This window comes from Psychrobacter sp. PSi21 (assembly GCF_054960615.1).
On record NZ_JBHNYR010000018.1, the window covers coordinates 38,731 to 53,226 of the forward strand.

Below are 14,496 nucleotides of genomic sequence, written 5' to 3' on the forward strand. Positions count from 1 at the left end.
TTTATATAATAAATGAATGGCGGTTGTTTATTTTAAATTTTGATAGTAGGATGATGTTTTATCAACAAAATACAATAGTCATTGATAGACAGCAGCGCGTAACGGTTGCTGGTTTTTTTTGATACGTTATCAAGACAGTGTGCTTTGTATAAAGCGCTGTCAAGATCGTTATTGGTCATCACTCCCATTATAAGTTATAAGCAGATAAGGAAAGCATTATGAGCCAAATGTCTCAAAGCAATCGCATTCAAAAGGGTATTCTTGCTATCGATCAGCAGCTATATGATTTTATCGAAAATGAGGTCTTGCCAAAAGTGGGTATTGACTCAGCACAATACTGGTCAGGGTTTGAAGACGTGGTCAAGCGTTTTACCCCGCGCAATAAAGCACTGCTGGCCACACGTGATGACTTGCAAGCAAAAATTGATACGTGGCATCTTGAAAACCCTGCCAAAAATGGCGAAATTGACTACCCAGTCTACAAACAGTTTTTACAAGATATTGGCTACCTATTGCCAGAAGGTGATGACTTTACCGTCACTACCAAAAATGTGGACGATGAAATTGCACAGATTGCAGGGCCACAGTTGGTTGTCCCCGTACGTAACGCCCGCTACGCGCTAAACGCCACCAACGCCCGTTGGGGCAGCCTTTATGATGCGCTGTATGGCACCGATGTTATCAGTGAAGATAATGGTCAAGAAAAAACCCGCGCATACAATCCAGCTCGCGGCGCTGCCGTTGTGGCCTATGCCAAGCAGTTTTTGGATGACAACTTCCCATTAACATCAGGCAGCTACAGCGAGGTGACAGGATTCTCGGTTGCTGAGGGCACGCTACAAGTAATGCAGGGTGACACGCAGACCGCGCTTAAAGATGCCGCACAGTTTACAGGTCTTATCGGCGACTCAAATAGTCCATCTGCCATTTTGCTTAAAAATAACAACTTACATGCCGAAATACAAATCGATGCGCAAAATACCATCGGTAAAGATGATCCTGCCAATATCAAAGACGTACTGCTAGAGTCTGCCATCACCGCCATTCAAGATTGCGAAGATTCAGTAGCCGCCGTCGATGCAGAAGAAAAAATCGAGGCTTATCGCAATTGGTTTGGTCTAATGAACGGCGATCTGCAAGAAACCTTTGAGAAAAGCGGCAAGCAACACACGCGCGCCCAGAATGAAGACCGCTGTTATACCGCGCCAGATGGTAGTACCTTGACGCTACCTGGCCGCTCTTTGCTCCTGATCCGTAATGTTGGGCATTTGATGCAAAATCCTGCGATATTGGTGGATGTGGGCGAGGGTCAAGAACCTATCTTTGAGGGTATCATGGATGGTCTGATCACCCCGCTACTGAGTCTCAATGATATTAAAGGACAAAACACACTCTCAAACTCGCGTACAGGCTCGATGTATATCGTTAAGCCAAAAATGCATGGCCCTGATGAAGTGGCCTTTACCAATGATTTGTTCGATGCCGTCGAAGATGTGTTAGACCTACCGCGTAATAGTATCAAGATGGGCGTTATGGACGAAGAGCGCCGTACCACCATCAACCTTAAGGCTTGTATCCGTCAAGCCAAAGACCGTATTATTTTTATCAATACTGGATTTTTGGATCGTACTGGCGATGAAATGCATACCAGCATGAACGCAGGTCCATTTGTGCGTAAAGGCGATATGAAGTCGCAAGCGTGGCAGCCAGCCTACGAGCAATGGAATGTAGATATTGGTCTTGATGTTGGTCTACAGGGTCATGCCCAAATCGGTAAAGGTATGTGGGCGAAGCCTGATGAGATGCAAGAGATGATGGATACCAAGATTGCTCACCCCAAAGCGGGCGCGACCACCGCATGGGTGCCCTCACCAACAGGCGCCACGCTGCACAGCATGCATTACCACACCGTCAACGTTACTGACGTCCAAGATTCACTAAAATCACGCCCGCGTGCCAGTTTGGACGATATCTTAACCATTCCATTAGCCACTGACACCAACTGGACAGACGCCGAAAAGCAGCAGGAACTTGATAATAACGCACAAGGCATCCTTGGCTACGTGGTGCGCTGGGTTGATCAAGGCGTGGGCTGCTCAAAAGTACCAGACATCAATGATGTGGGCTTAATGGAAGATCGTGCAACGCTGCGCATTTCAAGCCAGCATATCGCCAACTGGCTGCATCATAACGTGGTCAGTGAAGCGCAAGTGATGGATACCCTACAGCGTATGGCAAAAGTGGTTGATGAGCAAAATGCAGGGGATCCCAGCTATCAACCGATGGCGCCTGATTTTGATCGCTCTTATGCGTTTCAAGCTGCCTGTGACTTGGTCTTTAAAGGCCGTATGCAGCCCAGCGGATATACGGAGCCACTGCTTCACCAGGCGCGTTTGGATCTAAAAGCAGGCGCGTAAGCGTACAGAAACATTTTTTTTAATCACTACGCCGCCAGCAGGGTAACGCCATGCCTGCTGGTAGGTTATACCTATCTATTCATTTTTTTGTAACATAATTATTGACTAAACTATCAATTTAATTCACTATTTTGAGGTTTGAAGCCAATATTTGTGCAATAAAGCAAGTGATATAAATCGCGCTAGGAAATAATAAAAAAAGTGTTGCAAATTATGACAAAGTTGTTATGCTTGTATCCGAAGTATGAGTTTGGTAACGGATGTTACACACTAGAGCGATAAAGACCTAAGCCTACATATGCGTTACGTGTTCGGTTTCTTCTATGTAACTTCTGGTTTTTTCATCTTACGGTAATAGTACTTAGCCACACTTGTTCCTGACGAATATCGGTAGCCAGTTGCACATTATATCTTTGAGGATTTGTAACGATACCATTAAGGGCACCAGCTAATCATAGCCAGCCTACTACTAAAATTGTACAGTGGAGAGATTCCCCATGAAAAAACTACTTTTAGCTTCTGCCGTTGCTGCCTTATCTGTATCTGCAGCGCAAGCAGCCCCTACTGTCTATGGTAAAGCATTTGTTACTGCTGACTATGTCAACACTGAGTTTGATGGTGTGAATAATGCTAGTGATTATGACAATGACACAGTAGAAATCAACTCAAACTCTTCACGCATTGGCCTTAGAGGCTCTGAAGCCATGACTGCCAATACTGACGTGATCTATCAGTTAGAGTATGGCACTAGCGTTGATGGCGAAACAGATGGCTTGAGCAACCGTGATACCTATCTTGGTGTGGTCAACAAAGATCTTGGTGAATTCCGCGCTGGTAAAAACCAATCTACGCTAGATTATGTCAACAACGTTATCGTCAACAACGGTTACTGGGATAACCTAGGTGGCAACAAGATTGAGGACAACGAAAAGCTAAGCGGTCTGAACATGTCAGACAGCGGCCGTATCAACAACTCTATCGTTTGGAAAGCACCTAAATACAACAACATGCCACTAGATCTAGCGGTAATGTATAGCTCTGACGAAGAAAATGGTAACGATAATGACGGTTTTGGTGCGGCATTGTCATTTGACCAAGGTACAGGGTTTACCGTAGGTTTGGCTTATGATAAAGATCAGAACATTGCTGGTGATATCGTTCGTGGTTCAGCAACTGTCGATCTAGGTAAATTCGTTGCTTACCCTGTAACTTTAGGTGCGCTATATCAGCAAGCTGATTTTGATAACATTTCTGAAGACGAAAAAGGCTTCATTCTTAGTGCAAACATGGGTCTAACCAACTTTGCGCGTCCAGCATCTGTATATCTTCAGTACAACAACACTGAAAGCCTAGGTGGTGTTAAAGATTCTGATTCAGATCAGATCGTTGTTGGTGGTAAGTACATGTATAAAGACAACATCATCATGCATGCTTATGCTGGTGTAAACAGTGCTGATGACGTTATGCCTACAGGTACAGACGACAATGCATACACAGGTGGCGCAGGTGACGTTGATGTCGTTGCTGTTGGTGGTGGTCTAGAATACTTATTCTAATATACATTAGAATCTGATACTAAAAAACTCATCCTTCGGGGTGAGTTTTTTTATGGATAGCCCGCTAGTAGGTCATACAGTACCAACGTGATTGAGTAACCCTCAGGATCTTAAGCCTTATAGAATTGAGAGAGGATTATGAAGACTTTATGTTTAGTTACCGTGATAACGATGCTACCTCTAGTGGTAGCCCATGCTGCCCCAGAGATATATGGTAAAGCATTTGTGACTGCCGATGGCGTTGATATGAGTATGGAGACTGACGATGACCAAAATCGTGTAATGCTTAAAGACGATGGTACTTTACAGATCAATTCAAATTTTTCGCGACTGGGCTTTCGTGGTTCTGAAGCGCTGACCAGTGATACCGAGCTGGTTTATCGCCTAGAATATGGTATTCAGATTGACGGTTCTGACGGCGCAGCATTGAACAGTCGAGACACTTATTTGGGTCTCAAGCACGATAAGTTTGGTGAGTTTCGTCTGGGGCGTAATACCTCAGTACTTGGCTATACTTATGGCCCCATGGTCAATCGAGCCTATTGGGACAACTTAGGTAAAACCACACTTGCCTCAAATGAAATCGTCTCAGCGCTTAACATGCTTGATTATACCCGTAAGTCAAACTCGCTCGTCTGGATTGCTCCGCAGTTTGATGATCTGCCCTTAGACGTGGTGGTGCAGTATGCCACCAACGAAGACAGTGAAGATCGCGGCGCAGGTTTTGGTGCTTATGTTAAGCATGTATCTGATAACGGATTGAGCACTGGTATTGCTTTTAGCCATGACATTGAAGCGAACGGTAGTATTAATGCATTAAATTTTGTATCCGCTGACAATCTTGAGGGACGCGCCAATTATGGTGGTGATGTGGTTCGCGGTACCATGACACTAGACCTTGATCACCATATTGATATGACCGCGCCCGTACAGCTTGGTGCCGTTTACCAAAGAGCCGATTATGATTTTGATGGAGCGACCACAGAAAAAGGAATGATTGTCAGTGCCAATATGGACATACAATCATTTGCCAATCCAGCGTCGCTTTATGTGCAGTACAATCAAACTGACAATTTAAATGGTATTTCTAACAATGAATCCAAGCAGATCGTGCTAGGCGGTGAGTATGAGTTTAAGGACAATATTATCGGCCATGCCTATATCGGTCAAAACTCGACCGATTATACCAATCCGATGGACAGCTCATACCAAGCAACTGAGACCAAGGTGGCAGCAGCGGGTGGCGGCTTGGAATACTTATTTTAGTAAAGTGAGCGGTTAGGATAGGGTCTCACGATGGTTGATGCCTTATCGCCGTGCTCTTACGCTTGAGAACGACTTTTTGATCTTTTACGCTATAGTTTATGATCCGATATCGAAGTCGATAACTTGAGCGAAAACTTTAACCGACTTTGTGCTTTTGCCCTATATTTTATGCTGCATTTTTAGTAAAATCCTCTTTTACCAATGACCGACAGAGTACTATGACCAAGTTTATATTTGTGACCGGTGGGGTAGTGTCCTCACTAGGAAAAGGTATCACCGCCGCCTCTCTTGCTGCTGTACTTGAAGCCCGCGGCGTTAAAGTCACCATGACCAAAATGGATCCATATATCAATGTTGATCCAGGCACCATGAGTCCTTTCCAGCATGGGGAAGTTTTTGTCACCGAAGATGGCGCAGAGACGGATCTGGATTTGGGTTATTACGAACGCTTTTTGCGCCATTCAAAAATGAGCAAAAGCAATAACTTTACCAGTGGTCGTATTTACCAAACCGTATTAAACAAAGAGCGTCGCGGTGAGTATCTTGGTGGTACGGTGCAGGTGATTCCGCACATCACTGATGAGATCAAAAACAAAATCCTTGCCAGTGGCGAGGGCTATGATATTGCCATTATCGAAATTGGTGGTACGGTTGGTGACATTGAGTCGCTACCCTTTATGGAAGCAGTACGCCAGATGCAAGTCGAGCTTGGCCGTAATCGCGCCATGCTGATGCACTTAACGCTGGTGCCTTATATTGCCAGTGCTGGTGAGACCAAAACCAAGCCCACACAGCATTCTGTCAAAGAACTACGCTCGATCGGCTTGCAGCCTGATATTCTCATTTGCCGTTCTGAGCATCATATTTCACCTGACAATCGCCGTAAAATTGCGCTCTTTACCAACGTTGAAGAACGGGCGGTCATCATGTGTGAAGATGCTCAAAGTATCTATCAGATCCCGCGCGCTTTATATGAGCAAGATCTGGATGACTTGATCTGCGAACGCTTTGGTTTGGACTTACCTGAAGCGGACTTGAGTGACTGGGACAGAGTGGTTAAAGCTCAGCTCAATCCTGAGTCAACAGTGACAGTTGCGATGGTTGGTAAATATGTTGAGCTGCCTGATGCGTATAAGTCGATTAACGAAGCGTTGCTTCATGCGGGTATCACGCACCAAACAGCGGTCAAAATCGACTATATTGATGCTGAGCGCTTGGAAGAAGATGAGGCGCTATTTGCCCAGCTTACCAAGGCAGATGCCATCTTGGTACCAGGCGGATTTGGCGAGCGTGGCACAGTAGGCAAGATCAAAGCCGTCACTTATGCGCGTGAAAACAAGGTACCTTACCTTGGTATTTGCTTGGGCATGCAGCTTGCTGTGATTGAATATGCGCGTAATGTGCTGGGTATTAATGCTAACTCATCTGAGTTTGACCGTAAGAGCGCCGAGCCAATCATTGGTCTCATCACCGAGTGGCTCGATGAGCGCGGTGAGTTACAGATTCGCAGTGATGACTCCGATCTTGGCGGTACCATGCGGTTGGGTAGTCAGCAGGCTGAGCTGGTTGCTGGTAGTAAGCTGGCGCAAATATACGGCGCGCATCACATCACTGAGCGCCATCGCCATCGCTACGAGATGAACAACCGTTATATCGAGCCATTAGAACAAGGGGGCATGAACATTTCAGGCTACTCAGCCAAGCAGCACTTAGTCGAGTCAGTTGAAATCGTTGATCATCCTTGGTTTGTTGCGGTTCAGTTCCACCCTGAGTTTACCAGCTCACCACGTGGTGGCCATCCACTATTTAACAGCTTTGTGAACGCTGCCAAAACGCACAGCGCTCATCAGTAGTCTTTACGCATCGCTGAGCTTTGCCTGATACCACATATGATATTGGGTATGGCTAGATAAAAAAGATCAATCTTCGGATTGGTCTTTTTTTGTGCGTATTTTATACGTAAACGTTAGATGGCTAGGGTTTAATTATTCGAGTAGGCTGTCGAGGCAGGCGATTTGCAATCACTCTGATCTACATATCAAAGCGTACCAGTTATAGGTTTTACCTGTTGCATTGGCAAATTGTGGTGAATCGGTAGGGCTTACTTTTTTTTCATAGGCGATGGGGTACAATATTGATGGAAAAATTGATAACAAGAAATAGGATACCTATTGTATGGATAAGTTGCTAACCGCGCAGTCACACATCACCCTTAACGATAATTGTATTGGTAATGATCAACCGTTTGTCCTCTTTGGTGGCATGAATGTGCTTGAATCCAAAGAGATGGCCTTTGAGATTGCTGAGCAATATATTGATATCTGTCAGCGTTTGGGTATTGGCTATGTGTTTAAGGCCAGTTTTGATAAGGCCAATCGCTCAAGCTTATATTCGTTTCGCGGTCCCGGTCTGGAGCAAGGGGTCGACTGGCTTGGTCAAATCAAAGAGCGTTACAACGTACCGATTATTACTGATGTGCATGAGCCGCATCAGGCCGCACCTGTCGCTGAAGTGGCAGACGTGATTCAGCTTCCCGCCTTTTTATCGCGTCAAACCGATTTGGTCCATGCTATGGCTAAGACTGGCGCGATTATCAATATTAAAAAAGCGCAGTTCTTAGCGCCGCATGAGATGCGCCACATCGTCAATAAATGCCTAGAGGCAGGTAATGACAAGATCATCTTGTGTGAACGCGGTAGTGCGTTTGGTTACAATAACTTAGTTGTCGATATGCTTGGGTTTGATACCATGAAGCAGATGGACGTACCTGTGTTTTTTGATGTGACGCACAGTCTACAGCAGCCAGGCGCGCGCACTGACAGCGCAGGCGGTCGTCGTGAGCAGATCACTACCTTAGCGCGAGCAGGTATGGCAACGGGTATTGCGGGGCTGTTTTTAGAGGCGCACCCCAATCCTGAACAAGCAAAATGTGATGGCCCTTGTGCGCTGCGTATGAGTCAAGTAGAGCCGTTCTTGGATCAGTTGAAACAAATTGACGCGCTGGTAAAAGGGTTTGAAGTGTTAGACACACATTAAAATCATTTACTACAGCGTCCAGCCAGTGAAAGTAGCTGTGTCAGCTTTGTCTTATTATTGCATGGAGTCTTAGTATGAGTATCCAAACAGCAAAAGTCAGTATCGAAAATATTGACGATAGCGACGGTCTTGAGAGTTTGATGACGGCGCTTCGTAATATCACTGGAGTGATGGATATTGAGCTGAATCCGCAAGACAACACAGCGTTGATACGCTATGAAGATACGGATACCAGTATCCATGCGCTGACTGCAGCGATCAGCATGGTGGATTATGTGACTCAGCCCTATCCTGTAGATGCACCGCAAAACCCGCATCATTAATCAGTGGCATAGTACGTAATACTGCTGATATTTTATATTGACTAATCATAATAAGGAGCCAATCATGGCAGAACAAACACGTATCATTAATATCGACGGCATGACTTGCGGCGGTTGCGTAGCAAGTGTTCATACAGCAACGGCTGACATTGACGGTCTACAAACCATGACGGTTGATCTTGAGGACAATCTGGCGACGGTTACGTTTGATGACAGCAAGACCAGTGCCCAAGCCATTGCTGATGCGATTGCTGACGCAGGATTTGACGCCAGCGTAGCAAATGCTTAAGCAGGTTAAAATCTGAAAAGATAACTGCTGATATGATTTATCACGATAAAAAACCAGCTGCGATGGCTGGTTTTTTTACGAGTGTGTATTAGGGCGTGTCATTTTGAGCTGGCAAAAGGCTGGTCTGTGGTATGGCTGCTTGGGTGAGATATAATGTCTACCCTCAGTCAACGCTTGAAAAATGTCCCAATAGCCTTATGTATAGAGAGTCTCGAACCCTTTTAACGCTATTGCCCTCGTATTTCCCCCCTTTCTGATCAGCCTACCGAGTTTTATTATGAATGATGCATCAAATCCCATCGAGCAGTCCGATGTTGTAGAGACTGATATCGAAGCCAATGAATCAGTAGCTCCGCAGCGAGCGCACCTACAGCTGGCGATTGATGGGATGTCGTGTCAGGCCTGCGCATCACGTATCGAAAAAGTGCTTAATAAAAAGCCCAGTATTTATGAGGCCAGTGTCAGCTTCGCTGGCGAGACGGCCAACATTGACTATAATCCTGCGCAAACCACTCCAGATCAGGTGACTGAGTGGGTCAATAAGACGGGCTTTGTGGCCAACTTGCAAGCTGACGACACACTGTTTACGCCGTCAAAGGATGAGGAAAAAACATCAGTGCCATGGCGACTCATAGCGCTTTGGCTCTGCTTGCTACCATTTTTGGTTGGTATGGCAGGCATGATCGCGGGGCAAGGCATGGCGTGGATGCCGCCAGTATGGGTGCAATTTGTGCTGGCGACGCTGGTACAGTTTGGTTTGGCACTGCCATTTTATAAAAGTGCATGGGCATCGATCAAAGGTGGCCTTGCCAACATGGATGTCCTTGTGGTGCTTGGCACAGTGACCATCTGGGCTTATTCGACATATATTTGGCTCACGTATGGCGATGGCAGTATGATGTCAGGTATGGCACATCATGCGCCTGTGTATTTTGAGGCAGGGGTGATGGTGATTGCCTTTGTGCGTACAGGTAAATATTTAGAAGAGCGCACCAAAAAACACAGCTTGAACAGTATTGATTTGTTGTTGTCACTGACTCCAGACGAGGTTGAGCAGCAGCAGCCCAATGGCGATTTTCATCAAGTATCATTACAAGAGGTGCAAATTGGTGATATTTTGCGTGCCAAGCAGGGCAGCCGTGTGGCAACGGACGGCATGGTGGTTGATGGGTCTGGCTGGTGTATTGAGAGTCATTTGACAGGCGAGTCGGTGCCGCTGAAAAAAGAAGTCTCTGATCCACTGCTGGCAGGGGCGTTGGTCGAAAATGGCAGCTTGCTGTATCGCGTACAAGCAAAAGGCAGTGATACCAAGCTGGGCGATATGGTGAAAGCGCTCAGTGATGCCCAAGGATCAAAAGCTGATTTGGCAAGGCTTGCTGATCGGGTCACGGCGGTTTTTGTACCTGTTGTGGTGGCGATTGCTGCTGTGACCTTTGGTGTCACGTGGTGGGTGACAGGTCTGTTCGATACCGCTTTGATGCATGCTGTATCGGTGCTGGTGATTGCTTGTCCTTGTGCGCTGGGTTTGGCAACGCCAGCGGCTATTATGGCAGGGATGGGTGTGGCGGCAAGGCATGGCGTTTGGTTCAAAGACGCGCAGAGTTTGGAGTCGGCGGGCACTGTTGATACCGTGGTACTGGATAAAACAGGAACGCTAACGGTGGGTAAACCAAGCATCGTGGATCAAGTGATGGTGGATAAATCACTCGATAGTGATGATGTCTTGCAACTGGCGGCCAGCGTTGAAGCGCATGCCAGCCATCCGCTAGCAACTGCCGTGGTTAATGAAGCCAAGTCACGTCAGTTACCGCTACTGCCTGTGACTGATGTCAGTGTGGTGAGCGGCTCAGGTATTGCAGCCGTCATCGAGGGTCTGGGTACGGTGAAGGTTGGCACGCCAGAATTTGCTAACTTGTCACTGCCCAAATTAATGCCAAAGGTATGGAACATTGCCAGTACGGTGGCGATCAGTATCAATGATGAGCCGCTGGGTGCTTTTGCATTAGCTGATGACCTCAAAGACGATACTGCGCAGGCGATTGCTGCGCTACAAGCAGATGGTATTGAGGTCATTTTGATGAGCGGTGATAAGCAGTCGGTGGTCGACCATGTGGCAGAGACTTTGGGTATCAAAGCAGCTTATGGCAAGATGAGCCCGCGTGATAAGGCAGCTGAGATCGCTAAGTTACAAACGGCTGGCAAGCATGTGGCTATGGCCGGTGATGGGGTCAATGATGCGCCTGCTATGGCCACAGCTGATGCCAGTTTCGCCATGTTTGAAGGCACCGATGTGGCTCAGCACAGCGCCTCTGCACGATTAATGGGCGAATCGCTGATGCACATTAACGCGGCACAAAAAATTGCTCAAGCCACCTTGCGCAATATCAAACAAAATCTATTCTTTGCCTTTATTTATAATTGCTTGGGTATTCCGCTGGCCGCTTTGGGATTTTTAAACCCGATGATTGCGGCAGGTGCGATGGCGCTCAGCTCCATCTCAGTGTTGATGAATGCCTTACGGCTGACCCGTTTTAAAACTACAGCGGATGGCGGCGCACACAGTGAGTCACCAGCAGACATGCAGACGGCAAGTAAGCCGCCGCAAGTGGTATAAATCGCATGACAGTCGCTATGAATTTGGGCGATGTTTGATCAAATTTATGCTATGATGCCAAACACTATAGCCGACTGTTTATGCGCCGCTGCAGCGTCTATAGATGCGATTGTATTCCATCTGATTTGCCCCAAGCGGCAACCGATAACAGTCGTGTCATACCCCTTATTATCCCTTTTTTATCCCACAAACTTGGCATGACCAAAGGAATTTACAGACACCATGTACGCTGAAGAAACCAAGAACGTCACCGAAATTAAAGACATCCGCGCTCGTGAGATTTTAGACTCGCGCGGTAACCCAACAATTGAAGCCGATGTTATCTTAGCTGATGGCACCATCGGTCGTGCCGCAGCGCCTAGTGGGGCATCAACTGGATCACGCGAAGCGCTTGAGTTACGTGATGGCGATCAAAGCCGTTATATGGGCAAAGGCGTCAAAAAAGCGGTCTCTAACGTTAACAGCCAAATCCGTAGCGCTTTGATGAACACTGATGTGACCGAGCAGCAGCGCATTGATGATGCGATGATTGCGCTTGATGGTACTGAAAACAAAGACAGCTTAGGCGCAAATGCCATGCTAGCGGTCTCATTGGCCGCTGCCAAAGCTGCAGCAAAAGCACAAAGCTTGCCGCTACATCAGTATATCGCCAATCTGCGCAATCAAACCTCACTCACCATGCCTGTGCCGATGATGAACATCCTAAACGGCGGTGAGCATGCGGACAACACGGTTGATATCCAAGAATTCATGATTGAGCCAGTTGGTTTTAGCAGCTTCTCAGAAGCGCTACGTGCGGGCACCGAAGTATTCCATAGCCTAAAATCAGTACTAAAAGCGCAAGGCCTGAACACAGCAGTAGGCGATGAAGGCGGTTTTGCACCAAACTTGCGTAGCAACGAAGAAGCCATCACCGTTATCATGCAAGCGATTGAGCAAGTCGGCTACAAAGCGGGTGAAGACATCCATTTGGCTCTTGACTGCGCGGCGAGCGAGTTTTATAAAAATGGTCAATACATTTTGGCAGGCGAGGGCAACAAAGCCTTTGACAGCCAAGGGTTTTCTGATTACTTGGTCGGCCTTGCGCGTCAGTATCCGATCATCTCTATCGAAGATGGTCTTGACGAGTCAGATTGGGACGGTTGGGCGTATTTGACTCAGCAATTGGGCGATAAAGTACAATTGGTTGGTGATGACCTATTTGTAACCAATCCGACAATCTTGCAAGAAGGCATTGATAAGAAGATTGCGAATGCGATTTTGATTAAGTTTAATCAGATCGGCACGCTATCAGAAACCCTTGATGCCATCTACTTGGCCAAGAAAAACGGCTATGCGACCGTCATCTCGCACCGATCAGGCGAAACCGAAGACAGCACCATTGCTGATTTGGCAGTGGGTACCGCTGCTGGTCAGATCAAAACGGGTTCACTATGCCGCTCAGACCGCGTTGCCAAATACAACCAGTTGCTACGCATTGAGCAGCAGGTACGTGCAAGCTACCGTGGCCGTGCAGAGTTTATCGGTTTACGTGGCTAATTGGTCGCTAGAGGATCAGAACCGCTTGATGGTGCCGCGTGCATCATCAGGTGGGGCTATTATCAAGACCGATTGTTTTTAAAAAAGAGGGTCGAATGGCGCTTCTTTTTAAAAACGATGGATGTTGATACCACTTTTTATTCTTTCATTTTGTTAGTGTGCGGCGCAATTTTTATGAAATACTTTAGCCAGTTTATGTTGCTTGCCTTAGCGGTTGTGATGCTGGCCGGACTACAGTACCAGTATTGGTTGGGTGAAAATGGTCACTTTCAGCACAATCAACTGCGCGCTGAGATGGCGGAGCAGCAGCGCTTAAACGACAGTCAAATGGCGGCCAACGATTTACTTAGAACCGACGTGCATGATCTGAAAAATGGCCTTGAAGCCGTCGAAGAGCATGCGCGCTTGGATTTGGGACTTATCAAGCCCAACGAAACCTTTGTCCAAGTCTCAACCGCACCAACCACACACAGCCGCTACTAACTGCTTATGACGATCCAGTCCCCTCGTATACATACCATGATTGTGGCAGCAGGTCGCGGTAGCCGTTTTGGTGCTGACGTGCCTAAGCAGTATATCAAGTTCAATGATCAAACCTTACTCCAGCATAGCGTGGCGCGGCTGGCGACCAGTCGGTATATTGACGATTGCGTCTTGGTGCTTGCTAAAGACGATACTATCGGTAGTGCCTTAGATTTTGCGTTGCCTATCTGCTATGCAAACGGCGGTGCTGAGCGCTGGCAGTCAGTGCAGGCAGGCCTGCAAGCCATTATCGAGTCTGGCGCTGATGCTCAGGACTTGGTATTGATTCATGATGCGGCGCGGCCAGCCGTGCCGACCGCCGATATCAATAACGTCATTACCGCTGCTATGAACGAGCCTTATGGCGCCATCTTGGCGGCACCTGTTGCCGATACCCTAAAGCAAGCTCAGAAAACGGTGTCAGGCGTCTCTATTGGACATGATTATGCGTGGCGCACTATTGACCGTACTGGCATGTGGCAGGCGCAAACCCCGCAAGTCTTTCGTATAGAGTCACTGCGTCAGGTATTAGACCATGTGACCACGCACGATCTAAATATCACCGATGAAGCCAGCGCTTTTGAGCTGCTCTCATATCCGATTCGCTTGGTTTCGGGCAGTCGCCAAAATATCAAACTCACCTATCCTGATGATGCCATATTGCTCAATGCCATCATCGCCGCTCAGCAGTTATCCCAATAATTCGTTAACCGTGCCTACTTGGTATCACCTCTTTTCACAGTCAGCGTCTTCTTTTTATTAGGTATCGCTGTGAGCTTTGTCTTGCCTTATCTTGATAATTTTGCGTAAATACCTTGCTTAGCCCATGCGCATCATGTGCTGGCAGAGACAGCTACGATGATTACAAAGTGGCAAAATGCCGGATAAAATAGCAATAAAACGCTACCATCCTTTAATCTCAAGTTGCTTTGAT

At 47.0% G+C, this 14,496-nt stretch carries 11 protein-coding genes; all 11 read left to right on the forward strand.

Going from position 1 to position 14,496, the window contains the following annotated elements:
• The first annotated feature begins 218 nt into the window (after positions 1–218).
• Positions 219–2,417 carry a malate synthase G gene (locus ACFI32_RS12055; protein WP_462626841.1) on the forward strand — a complete coding sequence of 733 codons (2,199 nt, stop codon included), beginning with the start codon at positions 219–221 and terminating at the stop codon, positions 2,415–2,417.
• Between the two features lie 497 nt (positions 2,418–2,914).
• The gene (locus tag ACFI32_RS12060; RefSeq protein ID WP_462626842.1) at positions 2,915–3,973 is read left to right on the forward strand and encodes a porin; all 1,059 of its coding nucleotides are present in this window, start codon (positions 2,915–2,917) and stop codon (positions 3,971–3,973) included.
• Positions 3,974–4,219: 246 nt separating this feature from the next.
• Positions 4,220–5,239 carry a porin gene (locus tag ACFI32_RS12065; protein ID WP_462626843.1) on the forward strand — a complete coding sequence of 340 codons (1,020 nt, stop codon included), beginning with the start codon at positions 4,220–4,222 and terminating at the stop codon, positions 5,237–5,239.
• Between the two features lie 218 nt (positions 5,240–5,457).
• The gene (locus tag ACFI32_RS12070; protein WP_462626844.1) at positions 5,458–7,092 is read left to right on the forward strand and encodes a CTP synthase; all 1,635 of its coding nucleotides are present in this window, start codon (positions 5,458–5,460) and stop codon (positions 7,090–7,092) included.
• Between the two features lie 322 nt (positions 7,093–7,414).
• A complete protein-coding gene (gene kdsA, locus ACFI32_RS12075; protein WP_462626845.1) occupies positions 7,415–8,275 on the forward strand; it encodes a 3-deoxy-8-phosphooctulonate synthase in 861 nt (286 codons plus the stop codon).
• Between the two features lie 74 nt (positions 8,276–8,349).
• On the forward strand, positions 8,350–8,598 hold the full coding sequence (locus ACFI32_RS12080) for a hypothetical protein (protein ID WP_462626846.1): 249 nt from the start codon (positions 8,350–8,352) through the stop codon (positions 8,596–8,598).
• Positions 8,599–8,662: 64 nt separating this feature from the next.
• Positions 8,663–8,887, forward strand: coding sequence for a heavy-metal-associated domain-containing protein (locus tag ACFI32_RS12085; RefSeq protein ID WP_462626847.1), 225 nt, complete (start codon positions 8,663–8,665; stop codon positions 8,885–8,887).
• Positions 8,888–9,164: 277 nt separating this feature from the next.
• Positions 9,165–11,501: a heavy metal translocating P-type ATPase gene (locus tag ACFI32_RS12090; RefSeq protein WP_462626848.1), complete on the forward strand. Its 2,337-nt coding sequence runs from the start codon at positions 9,165–9,167 to the stop codon at positions 11,499–11,501.
• 222 nt (positions 11,502–11,723) lie between these two features.
• Positions 11,724–13,040, forward strand: a complete 1,317-nt coding sequence (gene eno / locus ACFI32_RS12095; protein ID WP_462626849.1) for a phosphopyruvate hydratase — start codon at positions 11,724–11,726, stop codon at positions 13,038–13,040.
• Positions 13,041–13,214: 174 nt separating this feature from the next.
• Positions 13,215–13,523: an FtsB family cell division protein gene (locus ACFI32_RS12100; protein ID WP_462626850.1), complete on the forward strand. Its 309-nt coding sequence runs from the start codon at positions 13,215–13,217 to the stop codon at positions 13,521–13,523.
• A 6-nt stretch (positions 13,524–13,529) separates the two neighbouring features.
• A complete protein-coding gene (gene ispD, locus ACFI32_RS12105) occupies positions 13,530–14,264 on the forward strand; it encodes a 2-C-methyl-D-erythritol 4-phosphate cytidylyltransferase (RefSeq protein WP_462626851.1) in 735 nt (244 codons plus the stop codon).
• Positions 14,265–14,496: the final 232 nt, after the last annotated feature.

What these genes read in the sequence shown, in the direction of transcription:
- ACFI32_RS12060 (WP_462626842.1), top strand. Translation starts at nt 2,915, where the DNA reads ATGAAAAAACTACTTTTAGCTTCTGCCGTTGCTGCCTTATCTGTATCT.
- ispD (WP_462626851.1), top strand. Translation starts at nt 13,530, where the DNA reads ATGACGATCCAGTCCCCTCGTATACATACCATGATTGTGGCAGCAGGT.
- ACFI32_RS12065 (WP_462626843.1), top strand. Translation starts at nt 4,220, where the DNA reads ATGAGTATGGAGACTGACGATGACCAAAATCGTGTAATGCTTAAAGAC.
- eno (WP_462626849.1), top strand. Translation starts at nt 11,724, where the DNA reads ATGTACGCTGAAGAAACCAAGAACGTCACCGAAATTAAAGACATCCGC.
- ACFI32_RS12085 (WP_462626847.1), top strand. Translation starts at nt 8,663, where the DNA reads ATGGCAGAACAAACACGTATCATTAATATCGACGGCATGACTTGCGGC.
- kdsA (WP_462626845.1), top strand. Translation starts at nt 7,415, where the DNA reads ATGGATAAGTTGCTAACCGCGCAGTCACACATCACCCTTAACGATAAT.
- ACFI32_RS12080 (WP_462626846.1), top strand. Translation starts at nt 8,350, where the DNA reads ATGAGTATCCAAACAGCAAAAGTCAGTATCGAAAATATTGACGATAGC.
- ACFI32_RS12100 (WP_462626850.1), top strand. Translation starts at nt 13,215, where the DNA reads ATGAAATACTTTAGCCAGTTTATGTTGCTTGCCTTAGCGGTTGTGATG.
- ACFI32_RS12070 (WP_462626844.1), top strand. Translation starts at nt 5,458, where the DNA reads ATGACCAAGTTTATATTTGTGACCGGTGGGGTAGTGTCCTCACTAGGA.
- ACFI32_RS12090 (WP_462626848.1), top strand. Translation starts at nt 9,165, where the DNA reads ATGAATGATGCATCAAATCCCATCGAGCAGTCCGATGTTGTAGAGACT.
- ACFI32_RS12055 (WP_462626841.1), top strand. Translation starts at nt 219, where the DNA reads ATGAGCCAAATGTCTCAAAGCAATCGCATTCAAAAGGGTATTCTTGCT.